This is a genomic window from Streptomyces sp. HSW2009 (assembly GCF_040240285.1).
Taxonomy (GTDB): Bacteria; Actinomycetota; Actinomycetes; order Streptomycetales; family Streptomycetaceae; genus Streptomyces.
On record NZ_JBEHZD010000029.1, the window covers coordinates 1 to 22,420 of the forward strand.

The window sequence follows — 22,420 nt, forward strand, 5'->3', positions numbered from 1 at the left end:
CCGGGGCCGGCCCGGCCCCCGCCCGGGGGGGGGCGGCGCGGGGGGCGGGCGCGGGGGGGCGGGGCGGCCCCGGCCGGTGGGTCGTTCGGCCCGGCGGGAGCCGGCAGCGAGGCGGCCGACCGCACGGCCCCCGCGGCCCGATCGTCCCCGAGCGGCCCACCGGGCCCGGGCAACACGCCCCGCCCCGCCGAACCCCCGTACTCCGCGGCACTGCCGTACCCGGCCGAACCACCCCGCCCGGCCGCCGCGCCGTACTCCGCCGCATCCCCGCGCCCCGTCGAGCCTTCGTACGCCGCTGAATCCCCGTACTCCGTCGAGCCTTCGTACTTCGCTGAATCCCCGCGCTCCGCCGCACCGGCGTACTCCGTCGCGCCGGCCTCCCCTGACCGGTGGCCGTACGGGGCGTCGGGCTGATCGCCGGCCGGCGCGTCGCCCTGCCGCGCGGAGCGGGCGGGCTGCTCGTCCGCGGGGCGAGTACCGCCACCGTTCCCGTCGCCGCTCCCGCCACCGACCTCAGCCCCCGTACGCGATGCCTCCCGCGCCTCCGGCGACTCGCCCGGCTCCTGCGACTCGTGCGACTCGTGCAATTCCTGCGACGGTCGAGGTCGCCGGGGCTGATCAGGCTGTTGGGCCCAAGGGGTTCGGCTGGCCAGGCGGGACCACGGGGTGCTGCATGCGTGGGTTGCGGCGCGGAGCCAGGCGCGCTCCGCGGCCTGGCCGAGTGCGACGGCGCCCGCCGCGTCGGCGAGCCGGTCCTCGAAGTCCTCGCAGGCGCGTGCGCTCAGCCCGGTCGGGCCGTCGGTGAGGAACACGGGGCGCAGTTGGAGCGTGGCCGCGTCCAGGTCGGCGGTGAGCCGGCGGTCGGCCGCCACGCGTTCGGCCGTGAACTGCTCCAGCGTCTCGCGCAGTTCGCCGACGCCCGCGCCGGTCAGCGCGGACAGGGCGAGCACGGTCGCCCCGGGGTCGCCGTGTTCGCCGAGCGCGAGCCCGTCCTCGTCCAGCAGCCGCCGCAGGTCGTCCAGTACCTGATCGGTGGCGTCGCCCGGCAGCCTGTCGATCTGGTTCAACGCGATGACCAGCACTTCCGCGTACCCGGCGAGCGGGCGCAGATACCGCTCGTGCAGTACCGCATCGGCGTACTTCTCCGGGTCGACCACCCACACCATGACGTCCACGAGCCCGAGCAGCCGCTCCACCCGGGCCCGGTGACCTGCGCTGACCGAGTCGTGGTCGGGCAGGTCGAGCAGGACGAGACCGGCGAGGTCCGGATCGTCGGTCTCGGCCGGCCGGAACCGGTCGGCCGGGTCGATGCCGAGCCGGTCGAGCAGCCCGTCGGCCCGCTCACTCCAGGCGCACGCCAACGGCGCACAGGTGGTCGGCCGCTCCGTACCGGCCGCCGCGAGCTCCGCCCCCACCAAGGCGTTGAACAGCGTGGACTTCCCGCTGCCGGTCGAACCCGCCAGCGCGACCACGGTGTGCCCGCGGGCGTACCGGTCCCGCGCCGCCGCCTCGTCCAGCACCTTTTCGGCGCCGGCCAGCGTCGCCCCCGGCACGCGCGTCCGAGAAATCGCCACGACCTCCCGCAGCGCCACGAGCCGCCGCCGCAGCACCGCCTCCACCAGCCCGCCGCCTCCCCCGGAGGCCCGCCCCTGCTCCTGCCCGTACCGCTGCCCGTGCTCCGGCCCGTAGGCGTACCCGTACCGGCGTCCCTGCGCGGGCCCGCGCGCGTGCGAGGGGTGCGGGAGGGGGCCGTCGTGCCCACCGCCCCCGCCCCTGCCCTCTGCCTCGGGTTGCACCACGGCCCGGGCCAGGGCGTACGCGTCGGACTCCAGCGCCGCTCCAGCTCCGGGCAGCCCGGGCCCGGCCGACGCCACGTCGCCCTCGGCAGCGGCGGGGGCAGCAACGGGGACGGGGCCAGAGCCGGGTCCGGAGACAGGGGCGGGTTCGGGCTCGGGGTCGGGGGCAGGGCCAGAAGCAGTGGAAGGGACAGGTTCGAGGCCGGAGTCAAGGGCGGTGTCGGTGTCGGTATCGGTGGGGGAGTCGGTTGCCGGCTGGTGGGGCGCCGCGGCGGGTGTCCCGCCGTCGTCCGGCCCCGTCGCGGGGGCGCGGTCGCCGGACAGCTCCGGGCCGGGCTCGGTGGTCGTCACCTCGGTCACCTCTCTGTTCGCTCCGCTGCGTGCCGCATGAGGGGCGACGCGGCCGAGGGGGGATGTTCCTTCCACAGCAGCGACAGCGCGGCGATCAACTCGGCCTGCCGCTCCGGTGCGACGTCGAGCGCGACCAACGGGGCGAGCAGCCGTTCCCGTTCCGTGTCCACCACGCGCCGCACGCACTCTGCGAGCAACTGGTCGCCGACCTCCCGCACCCGCAGTGCCCCGGACGCACCCAATGCCTCCGTGAGCCCTTCATCGGCGGCGCGCGCCCCCTCGCCACCGAGCAGCGCCATGGCGAGCAGCGCCGCGACCGCATCCGGATCGGGCGGCTCCGGCTGGTCGGTGGTGGCCGCAGCCGCCTCGGCCAACTCCTCAAGGCACCGCCGCCAGCGCCGTACCGACACCCCGACCCGGCCCGCGACCTCCGCCGCGTCCGCCGGTACGAGCACCGCATCGGCCGGCACCCGCGCCAGCTCGCCCGGCGCGGCAGCCGTACCGCCCGGCGCGCCAGCCACCCCGTCCGCCCCTCGGGCCACCCCGCCCCGAACCGCGGCGCCGGCCGCTGGCTCCTGCCGCTCCACCGCGCTGACCTGCGCGTCAGCCGCGCCCATGACACAGCTCAGCAGGGTGCCGAGGGAGGTGGTCAGCGCCCCGACGAGCACATGGTGGCTGCGCGTGGGGTGGTAGGCGATGGCCCGGCCGCGGCCACTGTCGTACGGCGGGCACCGCCAGTGCGTCAGCGCGTCCCCGGCCAGCGGCGCCCCCTGCGCGATCTCCCGCAGCGCCCGCCGCTCCGCCCCCGCGTACGCCTCCGTCACGCGCCGGGTCAGCCGGGTGGCGGCGGCGTGCTGTGCGGCGGCGGCTGCGGCCAGCGCCGGAACCTGGATCCGCAGCGCGGCGACGGCCCCGTACGCCGTGCGCGCCGCGGACGTGGCCCGGGTCACCGGGTCCTCGGCGCGCCGCGCCAGCCACTCGCGCAGCCCGGCCACGGCCGTCGCGGGAAGCAGCCCGCTGCCGCCGGCGACGGACTCCGGCAGTTCGGGAATGGTGAACCGCGGCACGCACCCGAGCCCCGCCTCGTCCAACAGCGCGGCGTACGCGCCGGCCACCTCGGCCGCCACCTGGTGCGGCACCCGGTCGAGCACCGTGACCAGCGTGACGTCGTACTCCTTGGCGGTACGGAGCAGATGCCAGGGCACCGCGTCCGCGTACCGCGTCGCGGTCGTGACCAGCACCCAGATGTCGGCCGCGCAGATCAGCCGGGCGGCCAGCTCGCGGTTCTCAACGACCAGGGAATCGATGTCCGGCGCGTCGAGCAGCGCGAGCCCCCGCGGCAGCGCCGGGTCCACGTCGATCCGCACCGAGTCCACCAGCGCGTCGTACGCCTCATCGGCCTCCGCTCCACAGCCCCCGCCCCGCTCCGCCCCACGCAGCTCGCCGACCCCGCCCAGCTCATCCGCCCCGCTGAACTCGTCGTACTCCGCCACGCCGCGCCCGCCGTAGCCGTCCCACCCGTCATGCGTGCCGAGTGCGCCGTACGCGTCGTGCGGCCCGATGGCGTCGTGGCCGCCCCGGCGACCTGAGGCGTCGCGCCCGGCGTAGGGGTCGGCCCCGAGCCCGCCGGCGGCGCTCGCGTACGGTGCCCGCCCGGGCCCCGCCTGCCGCTCCTGGGAGGGCATCCACACCCGGCTCAGGTGGGGGAGTACCCGCCGGTCAGCGAACCAGTGGCGGTCGTCCGGATGGCAGACCAGGACCGGCGTACGCGTCGTGGGCCGCAGCACCCCGGCCTCGCTGACCCGCCGCCCGACGAGGGAGTTGACCAGCGTCGACTTGCCGGCCCCGGTGGAGCCGCCGACCACCGCGAGCAGTGGCGCTTCGGGGGCCCGCAGCCGGGGCAGCACGTAGTCATCGAGCTGAGCGAGGAGTTCGGCGCGGCTGCGCCGGGCGCGGGCCACGCCGGGGAGCGGGAGCGGGAAGCGTGTGGCGTCAACACGATCACGCAGTGCGGACAGCGCGTCGAGCAGTCGGGGCCGTACGTCCAAGGTCGCCACATGGGAACAATGCCCAATTTTGCTTAGCTTTTGAAGCGTATAGCCCCGTCTGTTCTCCGATGAGACCCGCCCGGATCACCGCAGAAGGGGCGCAGGGGGCGCTCGGGGCCTGAGTCGCAGGCATAACGAGTGCACAACACCCGCTCTCTGATCCGTGAAAACCCGTGCAGGATTCGCACCTGCCTGCGATTATCGGCATCGCTTCACGGAACCTCCACATCGTGCCACGGAGGTGAAGCAACCGGGACGAGGCGTAAGGAGCCCTATCCTTGTCCCGGCAACGGCACGGTTCCGCCCCGCTAGGCCACCAGCGCAACGGCCAAGGGTCGGAACGCACCACCTGGGGCTCACCGGCCGTCCGCGGCCACCACCGGCCCCCGTAGCTCAGTGGATAGAGCAGGTGCCTTCTAAGCACTTGGCCGCAGGTTCGAGTCCTGCCGGGGGCGCCATCGCCGGCCACCCGCAAGGGTTGCGTCGTTGCAGGTCAGGCTGTACCTGCTCGCTGCTCGCCCGTGCCGCCGGGCCCGCCGTTTCGGGAAACGGCCTCGGTCGCGGTTCGCCCGTACCGGATGCCTCGTACCAGATTCTCTGTGGCGAATGCCTCGTGCCGGCCGCCGGCGGTTCGCCCGTCCCCGGGCCCGCGAGGTTCGCTCCGTCCCGTACCCCGGCGGGTCAGCGATCCGCGGGCGGTTCGGCAGGGGGGAAATCAGCGCCGAGGGTGACCTCTCGCCAGTCGTCGAAGACGGTCCTGAGGGAGTCGAGCTTGGCGGTGGCGATGCCGTACGCGACCTTGCCCAGCAGCAGCCGTAGCGGTGGCCGCTCGGCCGTCACGGCGTCGATGACGGCGCGGGCGGCGCGTACCGGGTCGCCGGGTTGGTGGCCGTAGCTGGCCAGCGTGCTGGCGCGGCGAGCGCCCGCCGTGGCCGCGTAGTCCTCGATGGCGGTGGCGGACTGGCGCATGGAGGACCCGGCCCAGTTGGTACGGAACGCGGCGGGCTCCACGATCGTCACCCCGATGCCCAGCGGGGCGACTTCGGCGGCCAGCGACTCGGAAAGGCCCTCCACGGCGAACTTGGTCGCGTGGTAGTAGCCGGTGGCGCCGAAGCCGGCCAGCCCGCCGATGGAGGAGACGTTCACGATGTGGCCGGCGCGGCGGGCGCGCATCCCGGGCAGGACGGCCCTGACGGTGTCGACCAGGCCGAAGACATTGGTGTCGAACAGGGCGCGCACTTCCTCGTCCACGCCCTCCTCGATGGCGGCGAGGTAGCCGTAGCCGGCGTTGTTGACCAGGACGTCGATCCTCCCGAAGACGGCCTGCGCCCGGGCGACCGCCGCCGCGATCTGCTGGGGATCGGTGACGTCGAGCGGCAGTGGGAGGGCGCGCCCCTCGTGCCCGCGGACCACGTCGGCGACCGTGCCGGGGTCGCGGGCGGTGACCACGGCCCGCCAGCCGCGCTCCAGCACGGCGCCGGCCAGTGCCCGACCGAGACCGGAGGAGCAGCCGGTGATGAACCAGACCGGTGTGTCAGGCATGTCAGGTGTGTCAGGTGTGTCAGGGGAGGCCATGTGGGATGTGCCCTTCGTGCGGGGTGGCTTGGGGTGGGGATTCTTGGGGTGGGGTGGCTTGGTGTGAGGCGTCTTGGTGTCGGGTGCCTTGGGGTGGGTTGTCATGAGGCGAGGTGCCTTGGGGTGGGTTGTGTTCGTGTGAGGTGGCGTGGGGCGGGATGGCCTGGCGCGCGGTGCTTCGTACGAGGTGTCGTCGGGTGGGGTGCCTGGGGGTGGGTTGTTTTTGGAGTGGGGCGCCTTGGGGCGGAGGGGAAAGGGGGATGGGAGTGGTGGGCGAGGTGGGAGTGTGGGGCGCCGAGCAGGGGCAGGGGCTGTGCGGCTGCGGTGCCGGGTGCGGCCCGGTAGACCACGAGGTGTTGGCCGGGGGCGCTGTTGACGGCGAAGGTCTCGAAGCCCAACACGAGTTCACCCACCAGCGGATGGCGGAACCGTTTCGTCGCTGCCGTCTTCGCCCGTGCCTCGTGGCGCGCCCAGCTCTGCGCGAAGTCGGCGCTGCGCACCGAAAGTTCGCCCACCAGCTCCTGGGGCCGCTGGCTGCACCACCGCGCGCCGGGCCCGCAGAAAGTCACTGAGCCGTTTCGTGTGCATGACCACCAACGTAGGCGCGGTCGGCGCACGGAGGGTGGCCCTGTCACACCCACCCTCTCGGCCCGGCATCGCTCTGGCCGGCGGCGGGGCGCTGCCGGCCGAGCGCGGCGCCGGGCTGTCCGCGGCCGGGCTTGCCGGAGCGGCCGAGCGGCGAGGCGTGGCCGCGGGTGGGCGCCGGCGAAGAGCGAACAGAAATGGCCTGACCTGCACCAACGCGGCCACGCCGAAGAGAGCGACGGCGGCGCCCCCGGCGGGGCGCCAGGCAAACGGGAACGATTCAGCACGGTGGCATGCGGCGGCACAGATCGCTGTCGAAACCACCGTGCGCATCTAAGGCATGGCCCAGGTAAGCCAGAGTCGTTTACGAATAGCCCTGGGGGTTGGGGCGCATAGAGGCTTGTCGTAGCAACCTGCGTCGAGGCAGCGGGCGACACGGGCAACAGGCGCTTCCTTGCTCCGGTTAGTCCCTACCACATCCGGTTTCGCGACACGGAGGAAGGGGGCGGAGCTTCGATTGCCGAAGGCGACGGTGGGCCGGAACATGGTACTCGCCCCAGCCCGCCGTTAGCGGGCCGGTACTCGTCAGGGGACGATAGCGTGGAAGGGCTGGCCGCTGGCCTTCTTGTCGTTGCCGGTGATGACCTGGAAGGTGTGGTCGGTGGCGGAGGTGCTGGTCGTGGTCACAAAGATCTCGCCATCCCAGTTCGCCGAGCGGTTGAGCGTGGCGATCGGGACCGCACGGTCCAAGCGAACATTCTCGCTGACCGTGATGCGGTATTCCCCGCTGCCCACCTTCTTGACCTCGGTGACGTTCTGGGAACGAACGACCGTGCCATCCGCATTCACCGCGGCGGTGACCTGGGCGTAGGGGGCGATGGCTGCGTCGGCCATGACAGTGCTCCCCATGAGTTGCGGTCCGCACCAGATGCGGAACCAGATCCGGATTTACGGAAGCAACTTGAGGGAATTGTATCTCTCAGCTCGCTTTCATCCGATCGTATGCATTTCGCCCCGTAGGGGGCTATCGGGAAGAGCGGGGTGATAGGCGACCTCGGCAGTAGCGGGCGATGGGACGGTCAATCACGGAAGGACCTTTGCCCGTCTCGCCCCCAGGTGGGGACCACGAAACCGCAGCCCCCTCAGGTAACCAGTGGCGTCGTTCCACCACCCGCAGTGGTGCGAGGTTCCTGTGGTCGGCAATGCGGCGGCCTATCACTCCAGCGAGCGGATACTTGTCCGCAGAGTGGGGGTGAGTCGCAGTCCGCGTGGGGCGCGGACGATGCCGAGCGCGGGGCGGACCCGGGGGCCGGGGGCGCTGTCAGGTGCCAGCGGGTGATGGTGGCGAGGGCGAGGGTGGCTTCGGTGATGGCGTAGTTTGCGCCGATGCATTTGAGGGCGCCGGCGCCGAAGGGCATCAGGGCGCTTCGCTGGGTGCGGGGGGTGTTGGTGTTCTTCCATCGGTCGGGGACGAACCGGTCGGGGTCGGGGTAGAGGTCGGACCGGTGGTGGGTGAGGTAGGGGCTGTAGGCAGTGGTGGGTGGCGCCGGCGGGGATGGTGTGGCCTGCGAGTTCGGTGGCGTGGGTGGTGACACGGGTGGCGAGGTAGCCGGGCGAGTACAGGCGCAGGGTTTCGGTGATGATGGGGCCGGTGAGCTCCAGACGGGGCAGGTCTTCGAAGGTGGCGGGGCTGCCCGCCAGGACGTGGTCGGTTTCGTTTTGAAGCGCTGCTTGGGTGTCGGGGTGGGGGGTGGTGGGGTGGTGGGCGATGAGATGCAGGGCCCAGGACAGGAGGCTGGCGGTGGCATCCGTGCCGCCCAGGGCGAAGGACATGATCTGGTCGGTGAGTTCGGAGTCGGTTAGGCCGTCGTCCTCGGTGGCGGAAGCGGTGAGCAGCGCGGAGAGTAGGTCGCTGTGGTCGGTGCCGGTGGAGCGGTAGCCGGTGACGGCGCGGCCGACGGTGCGGCGCAGGCGGATGCAGGCTTTGCGGTAGCGGTGGTTGCCCAGGGTGGGCAGTGCGTCCAGTGGGGGGCATGAACATCCGCCGGTAGAAGCCTGTTTGGCAGGCGTGTAGGTCGTCGATCATGTCCTCCAGTGCCGCTCCGGTGATTCGGGCGCCGGCGATGGTGGTGGCGATCAGGCTTCGCGTGGCGATGGATCGCATGTCGGCGAAGATGCCGACGGGGCGGCCTCTCGACGGCCGGGCCGACCTCTCCCACCCCTACTTCAAGCGGCGCACGGTCTCGATCTCGTCGAGAGCACGGCGGTCGTCGCTCTTCCGGGACGCGGCTGGTGGGTGGGGGTATCAGTCCGACCGCCCCGGTCGTGAAAGTCTTGCCCATGAGCGGACCAGACGCGCATCCGGCCCCATCGGGTGACGGAAAGGGCGCAGTGGGTCGACCTCGGCCCAGGGAGTGAGTGCGGCAGCCGGGTCGCCGCGTTCGGGGAGCCAGGTGGCAAGCCGCCGCCAGACCTCGCCGGCATGGGCCGGGCGGTCGTTCGGTGCCTTGGAGAGGAGCTCGAGCACGAGGGTTTCCAGGTCCGAGGGGATGTTGGGACGCAGGTCGCTCAGAGGGCTCGGCGGGTGGTCGAGGATCAGGCCGGGGAGCATGAGTTCCGAGCGGTGCTCGAAGACGGGTTCGCCGGCGAGCATCTTGTGGAGTAGGCAGCCGAGCGCGTACAGGTCGGTGCGGTGGTCGACCGGTTTGCCCAGGATCTGTTCGGGTGCCATGCATTCCAGGCTGCCCGGCCGCTCGCCCGTGGTGGTCAGCTTGGCGGTGCCGGGTTCCAGGAAAGCGGCGACGCCGAAGTCGAGGACCTTGACCACGCCGTCGGTGCGGATGATGACGTTGCGGCCCTTGAGGTCGCGGTGGACCACGTCGCGAGCGTGTACGGAGCCGAGGACGGAGGCGATCTGCACCCCAACCGAAGCGGCTTCCTCGATACTCAGTCGCTCCTGCTCGGCGATTCGGTCCTCAAGGTCGATGCCGGTCACGTACTGCATGACCAGAAATCGTGTGCCGCGTTCCTCGCCGAGGTCGTAGACGGTCGCGATGCCCGTGTGGTCGAGGCGCGCGGCGGCGCGGGCCTCGCGTCGGAAGCGTTCGGCGTCCCGGGCGCGCTGGTCCTGAGTCAGGCCAGGGAGTGTGTTCAGGGTCTTGAGCGCGACGTCGCGGCCGAGGTGTTCGTCGTGGGCGAGCCAGACGACCCCCATGCCGCCGGAGCCGATCTCCCGTTTGATCCGGTAGCGCTTGGCGATCACAGGTCCGATGTCCATAGTGCGGGGCGACTCCGTCCGCGTCCGTCTTCGAGGCTCGGCGCGCCTGCCCGGGTGAGCGCGTCGGACAGAGTGTGGCATGAGCGCGTCGTTCCGTGAACTAGCATCCTCGCAACCAATATTCATTGACTAAGTTCACAGTCGCATGTTGTGATGTGCAACGTGCGATCAAGGGGAGTGTGGCGCACCGCGGTCGGCGGGTGGCTACCGTTGCTCCGTACCGCCTCGGGAACAAGTGGGGAACACGTGGACGTCTTCAAGGTGCACCAGCGGCTCATCCGGGACTACAAGGAGTACACATCCGGATCGGTGGTGATCGACGACGCCCGCATCGACGCCCAGGTGGCGAAGTCGCTCGCCGACGGGGACCAGTGGCCCGACCCTTATCTCTCCCTGAATCCGAGCTTCGAGTCTGGTGGTTCGGTCGAGGATCTCGCGCGGCCGGGGGGGCTGTTGCACCCGGCGTGTGCGGACATCTTCCGTACGGGCAAGGACGAGCGGGGCGCCTCAGTCCGTCCGATCCGCTTCCACCGGCACCAGCTTGAGGCGATCGAGGCGGCCGGCTCCAGGGAGTCGTACGTCCTGACCACCGGTACCGGCTCCGGCAAGAGCCTCGGCTACATCGTGCCGATCGTCGACCGGGTGCTGCGCGAGAAGAAGGCCGGCGCCGCGCCCGGCATCAAGGCGATCATCGTCTACCCCATGAACGCCCTCGCCAACAGCCAGGAGCGGGAGCTGGCGAAGTTCCTCACCGCCGGATACGGCGAGGGGTGCGAGCCGGTCACCTATGCCCGTTACACCGGTCAGGAGAGGGAGGACAAAAAGGAGGCCATCCGTGAGTCCAAGCCGGACATCCTGCTCACCAACTACGTGATGCTGGAGCTGATGCTCACCCGTCCCAAGGAACGCGAGAAGCTCATCGGGGCGGCCAAGGGGCTGCGCTTCCTCGTCCTTGACGAGCTGCACACCTACCGGGGGCGGCAGGGCGCCGACGTCGCCGTGCTGGTGCGGCGGGTACGCGAGGCATGCGAGTCGCCCAACCTGCAGTGTGTGGGTACGTCCGCGACGATGGCCACCGAGGGTACCCCCACCGCGCGTCGCAGTGAGGTCGCCCGCGTCGCCTCCACCCTCTTCGACACGGAGATCTCCCCGGAGCGCGTGGTCGGCGAGACTCTGGTGCGGGCGACCGGAGACGCCGTGCCCACGCCGTCCGAACTCTCCGCGCGGGTGAGGGGGAATAACCCTTCGGTCGAGTACGGGCGGCTGGCCGCCGATCCGCTGGCCCGCTGGATCGAGACCGCCTTCGGCCTGGTCGAGATCGAGGACGAGGACGGCAGCACACTCCTGGTCCGCGCCGAACCGCTCACCGTGGAGGCCGCTGCGGTGCGCCTGCGCTCCGAGGCGTTCGGCATCGAGGAAGACGACCCGGAGGAACGCTGGTACACGGCGTGCGCGGAGGCCATCCGGGCCACCCTCCAGGCGGGAGCGGCCGCCCGCAGCGCGGAGGGCAACCGTCCGCTGTTCGCCTTCAGGCTGCACCAGTTCCTGTCCAAGGGCGGATCTGTCTACGTTTCCCTTGAGGGAGAGGCCGAGCGCCACATCACCCGCACCTACCAGCAGCGTGTCCCGAACGCTCCCGAGAAGCTGCTGCTGCCGCTGTCCTTCTGCCGCGAATGCGGGCAGGAGTACCTGATGGTCGCCCGGGACCAGGGAGACGATGGCTCCGTCGCCTTCCGTACGCGCGAGGACGAGGACGAGGAGCAGGGATATCTGTACATCTCGGCCGTCAACCCATGGCCGGAACAGGTCGGCGACGCCATCGAGCAGCGGCGCTTCCCCGACAGCTGGCTCACCTTCGACGAGCGCAAGGGCGCCCCGGTGCTCACCGCGAGCCGCAGGAAGCGGGCGCCGCAGCCGGTATGGGTGCGCTCGGACGGCACCGCAGGAGGAAAGACGAATGGCGGCGTCTACGCGGCGTATCTGCCTGCCCCGTTCCTCTTCTGCCTGGAGTGCGGCGTCGGCTACGAGCAGGTCAAGGAGCGGGACTTCGCCAAGCTGATGACCCTCGACCAGGAGGGCCGCTCGACCGCCACCTCCGTCATCAGCGCCTCGATCGTTCGTCACCTCAAGAGCATCCCTAAGAGCGAACTCGACAAGGACGCAAGGAAGTTGCTGACCTTCGTCGACAACCGGCAGGACGCGAGCCTGCAGTCGGGGCACTTCAACGACTTTGTCATGGTCACGCAGCTGCGCGGCGCCCTGTACCGGGCGATGGTCGCCGCCGGTGACAAGGGGCTGCGCTGGAAGCGGCTCGGTGAGGACGTGGTGGCGGCGATGGGACTCTCCCCGCACGAGTACGCGGCCAAGCCGACCGAGATCCAGGAGCTGGCCGAGAGCACGCTGGAGGCACTGGTCGCGGTCGCCGAGTACCGCCTCTTCCTCGACCTGGAACGCGGCTGGCGCGTCACCATGCCCAACCTGGAACAGACCGGGCTGCTCGGTCTGGAGTACGGGGGGCTTGACGCCATCGCCTGCGACGAGGACCGGTGGCAGGGCGCCGCAGGCCCGCTGCGTACGGCCACTCCCGAGGCGCGCCACCGGCTATCCAAGGTCCTCATGGACGAACTGCGGCGCCAACGGGCCGTGGATACGCCCTACTTCACCGAGGCCAAGTTCGCCGAACTCCGCAAGGAGTCGGCGCGGCTCAACGACGCGTGGGGGATCGCCGACACGGAGGCGGCGCCGCCGCCGGCCAAGTTCGCCGTGGCCCGGCCCGGCCGTCCCGGACGTACCGGGCGCGGTCGCAGCGAGCTGAACCTGACCGGCCGCACCGCGTTCGGCCGCCACGTCCGCAAGGACACCACCTTCCCCGACTGGGGACAGGGACTCTCCCTCGACGAGGCCCAGGACGTCATCCGCGACCTGCTCCGTGTGCTGGCCGACGGCGGAGTCCTGGCGGAGGTCTCCCAAGGGCGGGGTGAGGAGCCCGGTTACCGGATCAACCACACCGTCATCCGTTGGCACGCCCGCGACGACGACCACGGCGCCGTGGACCGCCTGCGCCGTACCTATCGCGACGAGCGCGGCCCCCGCGTCAACGCCTTCTTCAAGCGGCTCTACCAGAACATCGCCGCCACCTTTGCCGGTCTCCACGCCGCCGAGCACACGGCCCAGGTCCACCCCGACGTCCGCCAGGAACGCGAGGACCTGTTCGGCGAGGGCACCCGGCTACCCCTCCTGTACTGCTCGCCGACGATGGAACTCGGCGTCGACATCAAGAACCTCAACGCTGTCAACCTGCGTAACGTGCCGCCGACCCCCGCCAACTACGCGCAGCGCTCCGGCCGCGCGGGCCGCAGCGGGCAGCCCGCACTCGTGACCACGTACTGCGCCACCGGCAACAGTCACGACCAGTACTACTTCACCCGGCGCGAGCAGATGGTGGCCGGCCGGGTCGCTCCGCCCCGGCTCGACCTGGCCAACGAGGATCTGCTCGCCTCCCACGTGCACGCGATCTGGCTCGCCGAGACCCGGCTCGATCTCGGCACCAGCATGGCCCGGCTGATCGATGCCGATGGCGACCGCCCCTCGCTGGAACTGGCGTCGTCGGTGGCCACGGCCATCGAGCAGCCAGCTGCGCGCCGCCGCGCCCTGGCGCGCGCCCGTACCGTCCTGGACGGCTGTGGCGATCTGCTGCGCGCCACGTCCTGGTGGCACGAGCGGTGGCTGGAGCAGACCGTCGAGGCCGCGCCGGGCAGCTTCCGCAAGGCGTGCGGACGCTGGAAGAACCTCTTCAGGCAGGCCCTCGAGGAGCGCGAGATCCAGCACCGCAACATTCTCAACCGCACCGCCACGGGCCGCTCCAAGGACCAGGCCAAGCGCCGCCGCGCACAGGCCGAGAGCCAGCTCGCCCTGTTGCGCAACGAGCAGGGCGGCGAGCGGACCGTGATGTCGGACTTCTTCCCGTACCGCTACTTCGCCTCCGAGGGCTTCCTGCCGGGCTACTCCTTCCCCAGGCTGCCGCTCGCCGCGTACATCCCGGGCACCGGCCGCACCAGCCGTGGCGGCTACGACGGCGACTACCTGCAGCGCTCCCGGTTCATCGCGATCCGCGAGTTCGGGCCCGGCGCGCTCATCTACCACGAGGGCAGCCGCTACAAGGTGGACCGGGTGCAGCTGCCGCCGGACACCGCGGGTGAGCTGACCACCGAGAGCGCCAAGGTGTGCGGGGCCTGCGGCTATCTGTCCCCGGAGGAGCAACACGAGGACGTCTGCATGGGCTGCGGCAGCGGCCTCGGTGACGCGCGGACCGGGCTGCTGCACCTGCACACCGTCTTCACCCACCGCCGCGACCGGATCTCCTCCGACGAGGAGGAGCGCCAGCGCACCGGCTACAAGGTGGAGATCTCCTACCGCTTCAAGAAGCACGAGGACGGCCGCGACGGATCACTGCGCGCCATGGCGCAGACCTCCTCCGGCCGCGCCCTCGCCGAGCTGGCGTACGGTGACAGCGCCACCATCCGGCTCACCAACCTCGGCTACCGCCGCTCCGTCGCCAAGGGGGAGATCGGCTTCTGGATGGACCCGGCGACGGGCGAGTGGCTCGCGGGCGGCGCTGCCAAGAAGGGCGGCAGGGAGACTCCCCAGGAGCAGGAAGGACTCGCGGACGCCGAGAAGACCCACCGCAAAATGCCGGTGATCCCCTACGTGCAGGACACCCGGAACATTCTCGTCCTCCACCTGGCCGAGCCGGTCGACCGGGACACCGCCGTCACCCTCCAGTACGCCCTTGAGCGGGGCATCGAGGCCGAGTTCCAGCTGGAGGACGCCGAACTCGACACCGAGGAGCTGCCGCCGCACGACGGGCCGCGTGAGCGCCTCCTGCTCATCGAGAGCGCGGAGGGCGGTGCGGGCGTCCTACGGCGTCTGCAGGCCGAACCCGGAGCTCTGGCCCGCGCCGCGCGCAGGGCTCTGGAGATCGCCCACTTCGATCAGCTGGGGCGTGACCGCGGCGACGAGAAGACGAACAGCGACCCGTGCGAGAGGGGCTGCTACGACTGTCTGCTGTCCTTCGCCAACCAGCGTCACCACCGCGTCATCGACCGGCAGCTCGTGCGCGACCTGCTCCAGGCGTTCGCGGACGGCACCGTCGGCGAGTCCACCCCGGGCCGTTCGCGCGACAAGCACGCCGATGCGCTGCGGCAGGGCGCCGACTCCACCCTGGAAGAGCGCTTCGTCGAGTACCTGAGGTCGCACGGCCACCGGCTCCCGGACCACCAGCAGATCAAGGTGCGCGAGGCGCTGTCCAAGCCGGACTTCGTGTACGACACCGGGTTCGGCCCGATCGCGGTCTTCGTCGACGGCCCGCACCACGACCACGACGACATCGTGCTGCGCGACGAGGAGGCGGAGGAACGGCTGAAGGACTTCGGCTGGGAAGTGGTCCGCATCCGCTACGACGACGACTGGTCGAAGAAGGTCGCCGAGTACCCTCAGGTGTTTGGCGAGCCCTGCCGCTGACCTGCGGCCAGACACCTCGCCCAGCAACGTCGGCCGACGGCTGCCTCTCCTCGCCGCGCACGTATGCCAAGCCCGCCCACATCCACCCGGAAGGCCCGAATGACCACCGCCGCCACGCCGGCCCCGAAGTACGCCGTCGGCTCCCTCGTCCACGCCCGGGGCCGTGAATGGGTGGTGCTGCCGGACTCCACCGAGGACCTCCTCGTGCTGCGCCCGCTGGGCGGTGCCGATGTCGACATCGCGGGGGTGCTGCCGGGCCTGGAGACCGTGATGCCCGCCACGTTCGCCCCGCCTACGCCCGGTGACCTCGGCGACCAGCACACCGCTGGTCTGCTGCGCACCGCCCTGCGGATCGGGTTCCGGGCCGGGGCGGGCCCCTTCCGGTCGCTCACCTCGATCGCCGTGGACCCGCGCCCGTACCAGCTGGTGCCGCTGATGATGGCGCTGCGCCAGGACACGGTGCGGCTGCTGATCGCCGACGACGTGGGTATCGGCAAGACCGTCGAGGCGGGTCTCATCGCGGCTGAACTGCTCGCCCAGGGCGATGCCCGCGGTCTGGTCGTGCTGTGCTCCCCGGCGCTCGCCGAGCAGTGGCGGGCCGAGCTGCGGGGCAAGTTCGGCATCGACGCGCGTCTTGTGCTGCCCGCCACGATCGGCCGCCTTGAGCGCGAGACACCGTACGGGCAGTCGGTGTTCCGTCCCGACGGCGCCTACGTCGTGTCCACCGACTTCATCAAGTCGCCCCGCCACCGCGAGGACTTCCTGAACAACTGTCCCGACCTGGTGATCGTCGACGAGGCGCACACCTGTGTCGCGGACTCCACGGCGCAGGTCTCGGCGCGTACCTCACAGCAGCGCTACGGGCTGCTGCGTGCGCTCGCCGACGTCCCCGACCGCCACCTCCTCCTGGTCACCGCGACCCCGCACAGCGGCAAGGAGGAGCCTTTCCGAAGGCTGCTCGGGCTGCTCGACGCCCGCCTCGCCACCGTGGGCTTCGAGTCCCGCGCGGGCCGTGAGCTGCTCGCCCAGTTCTTCGTGCAGCGCCGCCGCGCCGACATCCGTGAGGACTTCCAGGACGGCGCGCACTTCCCCTCCAGCCGGGACACCGCCGAGGTCTCCTACACCCTGCATCGCGACTACCGCGCCCTGCTCGCCGAGGTCCTCGCGTACGCCCGCGAGACGGTGCGCTCCGCCGACGGGGCGTTGCAGCAGCGGCAGCGCTGGTGGTCGACCCTGGCGCTGCTGCGCACCCTGTCCTCCTCGCCCGCCGCCGCCGTACGGTCGCTGAACACCAGGGCCGGTGTCCAGGAGGCGGACACCCCCGACGAGGTGGACCGCACCGGGCAGGTGACCGTCTCGGACCCGGCAGACACCGACAGCAGTCAGTCCGCGGACGAGGTACCGGGCAGCCTGCTGCCCACCGCCGCGTCCACGACCGAGGAGACCGGCTCCGACGATCTCGACGCCGAGGAGAAGGCCCGCCTTGTCGCCATGGCCGAGGCCGCGGGCAAACTCGCCGGTCCCACTCGCGACACCAAGCTGAAGAAGCTGGTGGCGACGGTGACCGACCTCCTCGACTCCGGATACCGGCCGATCGTGTTCTGCCGCTACATCGCCACGTCCGACTACGTCGCCGACCACCTGAAGAAGGTGCTCAACAGGAGAGGCACCGAACACCCGGTGGCGGTCGCCTCCATCACCGGCGAACTCTCACCCGACATGCGCCTGAACCGGATCGCCGAACTCACCGGCGCGGACGAGAACGGCGAGCCAGCCCCCGAGCGGCGGGTCCTGGTGGCCACCGACTGCCTGTCCGAGGGCGTCAACCTTCAGGAGTCCTTCGACGCCGTCATTCACTACGACCTGGCCTGGAACCCGACCCGCCACGAGCAGCGCGAGGGCCGCGTCGACCGCTTCGGGCAGCGCACCGACACCGTGAAGGCCCTGACCCTTTACGGGGCGGACAACCCGGTCGACGACATCGTCCTGAAGGTGCTGCTGCGCAAGCACGAGCGCATCCGCCGTGCCACCGGCATCTCCGTCCCTGTGCCGCAGCAGGCGGAGAGCGCCATCCAGGCGGTCTTCGAAGAGCTGATCCTGCGCGGCGAGATGCCTTCCTTCGAGCAGGAGGGGTTGTTCGAGCGCGAACAGCTGCCTGCCGCCGAGCAATTGGAGCTCGCCTGGGAGTCCTCCGCCGAGCGCGAAAAGGCGTCCCGGTCCCTCTACGCCCAGAACCGGATCAAGAAGGAGGACGTGGCCACCGAGGTCGCCGAGATCCGTGCCGCGCTCGGCACCGGCGAGGAGGTCAGGGAGTTCACCCGCCGCGCGCTCGGCGCACTGCGCGGGATGCCCGTCGACCGCAAGCAGGGCGGATTCACCGCCCACACCGACGCGCTTCCGCAGGGCCTGCGCGACGCCGTGACCGCGGCGCTCGGCCCCCGCCACCCGCGCCCGGTCGTCTTCCACGACGCGCCGAGCGCTCCGCGCGGCGAGGTGGCACTGACCCGCACCGACCCGGTGGTGGCCGCGACCGCCCGCTTCGTCCTGGATACGGCCCTGGACGAGAAGTTCCCGGCCTGGCAGCGCCCGGCCCGCCGCTGCGGCGTGATCCGTACGAGTGCGGTGCGACGGCCCACCACGATGCTCCTCGTCCGGCACCGATTCCAGCTGAGCCTGCCCACCCGCGAGGGTGGCGTACGTCCTCAACTCGCCGAGGACGCACGGGTGGTGGCCTTTCAGGGCAGACCCGAAGCCCCGCAGTGGCTGTCGGACGAGGAGGCACTGGCCCTCCTGGAGGCCCGCGCCACCGGAAACTCCGACCCGGGTTTCGCCACCGACCACATCGCGTCGATCCTCGCCGCCCTGAAAGCCGGCCTCATGGACGAACTGCGCCTGCGCTCCAAGGCGGCCGCGAAGGAGCTGGAAGCCTCGCACCACCGGGTCCGCACCGCCGCCCGGGCCCGTCTCGCCGGCCTGAAGGCCGTCCCGCAGGGCGATCCGGACGTCCTCGGTGTCTTCCTCTATCGTCCGGCCGCCACGATCCAGCTGGGAGCCGACGCGTGAGCACCGCGAGAACCCTGGTCACCGACACCGTCGCCACCGTCGGTGGACTGCTGCCCTACGATCTCCTCGTCCGTATCAAGGAGGGCAAGGAGCAGTCCGGCTCGAAGCCCGCCGACTACCGGCTGTTCGCCAAGGGCGAGTCCGTGCGGGACGCCGCCGAGCGCTCCTGGGCGTATCTGTGCGGTGTCTGGGCCGCCTATCAGGACGCCCTCGCCCGCGACGGGGCGGACGACGACAGCGGTGTGCACGCGGTGGGGCTCACCACCGAACGCTGGCTGCTGCCCCTGTTCGAGCAGCTCGGCTTCGGCGCGCTGTCCACCGTGCCGGAGCCCGGCCTGCCCGCCCACGACGACACGAAGAAGTTCCCGGTCAGCCATGCGTGGGCGCACGTGCCCGCGCACCTCACCGGCTGGAACGTCTCACTGGATGTCCGTACCCCCGACGTGGCGCCGCAGGCCCCGCAGTCGATGGTGCAGGAGTACCTCAACCGCTCTGGTGACAGGGCCCTGTGGGGTGTCCTGTCCAATGGTCGCCAGCTGCGGCTGCTACGCGAGTCCGCGTCGCTGACCGGCGCCGCGTTCATCGAGTTCGACCTCCGGGCGATCTTCGCCGGGAAGCGGTCCGACGACTTCGTCCTCCTGTGGCGCCTGCTGCACCGCACCCGCTTCGAGGGCAACCCCGCTGCCTCCTGCCCACTGGAGAAGTGGCGCACGGAGGCCATCGACTCCGGCACCCGCGCTCTCAAGGAGCTCCGCAAGGGCGTCGAGAAGGCCCTCACGGTGATCGGTGGCGGACTCATCGCCCACCCCGACAACGCGAAGCTGCGCGAGGCGCTGCACTCCCGCACGCTCACCGTCCGCGACCTGCACCCCGCCCTGCTGCGGCTCGTCTACCGACTCCTCTTCCTCTTCGTCACCGAGGACCGCGGCCTGCTCCTGCACCCGGACGCCGACAAGACCGCACGCGACCGCTACGAGAAGTACTTCTCAACCGACCGCCTGCGCCGCCTCGCCCGCCGCTCCGGCAGCCCGCGCAGCGACCAGTGGGAAGCCCTCACCCTCGTCATCAAGGGCCTCGGCAAGCCCGGCGGGCGCCCCGAACTGGGCCTGCCCGCCCTCGGCGGGCTCTTCGAACCCACCCCTGTGGACGAGCGGCTTGATGGACTCGCTCTCACCAACGAGTCCCTGTACGAGGCGGTGCGCGCCCTCGCCGTCATCTTCGACGCCAAGCTCGGCCGCCCCCGCAAGGTCGACTACCGGCACCTGGGAGCGGACGAACTAGGCTCGGTCTACGAGTCGTTGCTCGAACTCGAACCTCGCCAGGAAGAGGACGGCTCATACGTCCTGAAGAAGCTGGACGGCAACGACCGCAAGACCTCCGGCTCCTACTACACGCCCTCACCGCTGATCGACTGTCTCCTGGACTCGGCCCTCGACCCCGTGATCGAGCGGGCCGTGCGCTCGGGCACGACGAAGCAGGAGCGGAAGGCGGCGCTGCTCGCCCTGACCGTGTGCGACCCCGCCTGCGGCAGCGGCCACTTCCTGGTCGCGGCGGCCCGCCGCATCGCCCGCCGACTCGCCGAGATCGAGACCGACGACCCGGAACCGACCGCCGAGGCCGTCCGCGACGCCCTGCGCGAGGTCATCTCCCGCTGCGTGTACGGCGTCGACCTCAACGAGATGGCCGTGGAGCTGGCCAAGGTCTCCCTGTGGATCGAGGCCATGAAGCCAGGCCGCCCGCTCACGTTCCTCGACGCGCACATCAAGCACGGAAACGGCCTGCTCGGCACGACACCGAAGCTCCTCGCGGGCGGTCTCCCCGACGAGGCGTTCAAGGTCCTGGAGGGCGACGAGTCCAAGGCCGTCAGGAACCTGAAAGCCCGCAACGCGAGCGAGCGAGAGCGGTGGCTGGCGGCGCTGCGCCACCACGCGAACCAGGACGCCCTCTTCTCCGAGCAGCATGCCCTGAAGATCTCCAACGCGGCGATCAGCGCGAAGACATCGGACATCACGACCGCACGGTCGGAGGAACTGGAGGACGTCCAGAACCAGGCCCGCGCCTACCGCGAGCTCACCACCTCCAGGGACTACGTGCGGGCCCTGGAGCTCGCCGACGCGTGGTGCGCGGCGTTCGTCTGGGAGAAGACCGAACGCACCGACGGCACCAAGCGGACGGACGAGACCTTCCCGCCCGCGCTCACCACGGACTCCCTGCTCGCCCTGCACTCCGCGGACGGCGGAGCGAGCCTGCCGCCGGGCACGGTGGAGAAGGTGAAGCGGCTGCGCAAGGAGTACCGCTTCTTCCACTGGCACCTGGAGTTCCCGGAGGTGTTCCGGGTGCCGGCCGATCCGGGGGCGGCGGGCGTGGACGAGCGGACCGGGTGGAAGGGAGGGTTCAGCTGTGTGCTGGGCAACCCGCCTTGGGAAACCCTTGAACTCAAGACAGAGGAGCACTTCGCAACCAGTGCGCCCGAGATCAGCAAGGCGCCGAACCAGGCGACCCGGCAGGTACTGATCGACCAGCTTGCGCTCAGCGAAGAGAAAGCGGACCGGGAGCTGTACAAGGAGTACGTCGCCGACAAGCGGCTGTCCGACGGATACTCTCATCTGGCCCGTTGGTCCGGTCGCTACCCGCTGGCCGCGCGTGGCAAGCTGAACACGTACCCGCTGTTTGCCGAGGCCGCGTCGCACGGGATCGCGCCTCGGGGGCGGTTTGGCCTCGTCCTTCAGACGGGCATTGCCACGGACGCGACGACCGCGCCGTTCTTCTCCGACCTGGTCCGCTCGAAGCGGCTCGTCTCGTTCCTGGACTTCAAGAACGAGGCGTTCGTGCTCAGCCGGGACGTTCACCACTCGGTCCGTTTCGCACTGCTGACCGTCGCCGGCCGGGAGGAGCAGATCCGCGAAGCGTCCTTCGCCTTCGGCACCTGGTACATGGAGGACCTTCCGGCGCGCCGGTTCGCCATGCCCGTCGAGGAGATCCTTCTGGTCAACCCGAATACGGGAAACCTGCCGGTGTTCGAGACGCGGCGTGATGCGGTGATTACGTTCGGCATCTACGGACGAGTGCCCATCCTCTTCAAGGAGCCGGGTGAAAAGGGGCGGGGTGGTTCCAATCCGTGGGGCCTCAAGTTCCGGCAGGGGCTGTTCAACAGCGCTTCGGACTCCAAACTGTTTCGGCGCAGACACGAGCTGGAATCCGAAGGCTGGAAGCTGAAGGGGAACGTCTTCACCCACCCATCCGACGGACGTCGCTACCTGCCCCTGTACGAGGCAAAGATGCTCCACCACTTTGATCATCGACTAGGCACTTACGACGGACAGACGCAGGCACAGGCGAATGTAGGGACACTGCCTCGGGTGACTCCGGAGCAGCATGACGACCCGGAGTTCGCGCCGATGCCAAGGTATTGGGTGCCGGAGTTCGATGTGGACTCGGGGAAGCGGGACAAGAAGGGGAACCGGATCATGTGGCCGGGGGTGGCCACGCGGTTGGCAGACAAGGAGTGGTACGAGGACTGGCTCTTGGGGTGGCGTGACATCTGTCGTAGCTCCGATCGTCGAACCATGATCAATACAGCCCTGCGTCGCACGGCTGTTCCCGATGGCACGTTGTTGATGCTTCCGTCCCTCGGCAATCCGGCCTTGCTTCAGGCGGCGTTGTCGTCGTACGTTCTCGACTTCGTGGCCCGCCAGAAGTTCAGCGGTACTCACCTGAAGTTCTTTACGGCCTACCAACTTCCAGTACCAGCACCTGAATCGGGTGATGAGCCGTGTCCATGGGGCGGCGGAAGTGTCGCGGAGTGGGTGGCGGCGAGGGTGGTTGAACTCTCCTACACTGCAAGCGACATGGAGCCATTCGCTACAGCCGTCGGGGTCGGTGGCGGCCGCCCGTTCCGCTGGGACGAAGCGCGACGAGCGCTGCTGCGCGCGGAGCTGGATGCCGCCTTCTTCCACCTCTACGGTCTAGGGCCCGAGGACCTGGAGTATGTGATGAATTCCTTCTCGCGTATCAGGGACGACGAAGTGGCCGCACACGGCACCTATCGAACCCGGGATCTCATCCTCGACATCTACAACCGCATGGCTGAAGCCCGCGAGACCGGCCGCGCTTACCAGACCCTGCTGGACCCACCGCCGGGCCACGGCCCCCGCCACGAGGGTTGAACCGGGAGGACGTTTACGGAGCCGGCCACTTGGGCTGGC

General features: G+C 70.6%; 10 protein-coding genes, 1 tRNA gene and 1 pseudogene. 4 read left to right on the top strand and 8 right to left on the bottom strand.

Annotated features, from left to right (window positions below; translation table 11 throughout):
• Nucleotides 1-2,147, bottom strand: a 2,147-nt coding sequence (locus AAHZ94_RS04090; protein ID WP_349990589.1) for a GTPase family protein, incomplete at its 3' end; no start/stop codon positions are given.
• Nucleotides 2,148-2,152: 5 nt separating this feature from the next.
• Nucleotides 2,153-4,204, bottom strand: coding sequence for a GTPase domain-containing protein (locus AAHZ94_RS04095; protein ID WP_349990590.1), 2,052 nt, complete (start codon nucleotides 4,202-4,204; stop codon nucleotides 2,153-2,155).
• A 373-nt stretch (nucleotides 4,205-4,577) separates the two neighbouring features.
• Between AAHZ94_RS04095 and AAHZ94_RS04100 the strand changes: the two genes are divergently transcribed.
• Nucleotides 4,578-4,653, top strand: a tRNA-Arg gene (locus AAHZ94_RS04100).
• Between the two features lie 223 nt (nucleotides 4,654-4,876).
• Here the strand turns inward: AAHZ94_RS04100 and AAHZ94_RS04105 are convergent.
• The 6 genes and pseudogenes from AAHZ94_RS04105 to AAHZ94_RS04130 all read right to left on the bottom strand — a co-directional run bounded on the left by AAHZ94_RS04105 (nucleotide 4,877) and on the right by AAHZ94_RS04130 (nucleotide 9,632).
• Entirely contained in the window at nucleotides 4,877-5,737 is an 861-nt protein-coding gene (locus AAHZ94_RS04105; protein ID WP_349990592.1) for an oxidoreductase, read from the bottom strand.
• Between the two features lie 134 nt (nucleotides 5,738-5,871).
• On the bottom strand, nucleotides 5,872-6,792 hold the full coding sequence (locus AAHZ94_RS04110; protein ID WP_349990611.1) for an MmyB family transcriptional regulator: 921 nt from the start codon (nucleotides 6,790-6,792) through the stop codon (nucleotides 5,872-5,874).
• Between the two features lie 148 nt (nucleotides 6,793-6,940).
• A complete protein-coding gene (locus AAHZ94_RS04115; protein ID WP_349990594.1) occupies nucleotides 6,941-7,249 on the bottom strand; it encodes a hypothetical protein in 309 nt (102 codons plus the stop codon).
• A gap of 248 nt (nucleotides 7,250-7,497) precedes the next feature.
• The gene (locus AAHZ94_RS04120) at nucleotides 7,498-7,950 is read right to left on the bottom strand and encodes a cytochrome P450 (protein WP_349990596.1); all 453 of its coding nucleotides are present in this window, start codon (nucleotides 7,948-7,950) and stop codon (nucleotides 7,498-7,500) included.
• A 7-nt stretch (nucleotides 7,951-7,957) separates the two neighbouring features.
• Nucleotides 7,958-8,380 (bottom strand): annotated as a pseudogene (locus AAHZ94_RS04125) (cytochrome P450); the annotation flags it as partial.
• Between the two features lie 280 nt (nucleotides 8,381-8,660).
• Nucleotides 8,661-9,632: a serine/threonine-protein kinase gene (locus AAHZ94_RS04130; protein ID WP_349990597.1), complete on the bottom strand. Its 972-nt coding sequence runs from the start codon at nucleotides 9,630-9,632 to the stop codon at nucleotides 8,661-8,663.
• 246 nt (nucleotides 9,633-9,878) lie between these two features.
• Between AAHZ94_RS04130 and AAHZ94_RS04135 the strand changes: the two genes are divergently transcribed.
• From AAHZ94_RS04135 to AAHZ94_RS04145, 3 genes are all read left to right on the top strand, one after another.
• A complete protein-coding gene (locus AAHZ94_RS04135; protein ID WP_349990598.1) occupies nucleotides 9,879-15,152 on the top strand; it encodes a DEAD/DEAH box helicase in 5,274 nt (1,757 codons plus the stop codon).
• A 99-nt stretch (nucleotides 15,153-15,251) separates the two neighbouring features.
• Entirely contained in the window at nucleotides 15,252-18,215 is a 2,964-nt protein-coding gene (locus AAHZ94_RS04140) for a DUF8741 domain-containing protein (protein ID WP_349990599.1), read from the top strand.
• On the top strand, nucleotides 18,212-22,381 hold the full coding sequence (locus tag AAHZ94_RS04145; protein ID WP_349990600.1) for an Eco57I restriction-modification methylase domain-containing protein: 4,170 nt from the start codon (nucleotides 18,212-18,214) through the stop codon (nucleotides 22,379-22,381). Before AAHZ94_RS04140 ends, AAHZ94_RS04145 begins: the two co-directional genes overlap by 4 nt.
• Nucleotides 22,382-22,420 lie beyond the last annotated feature (39 nt).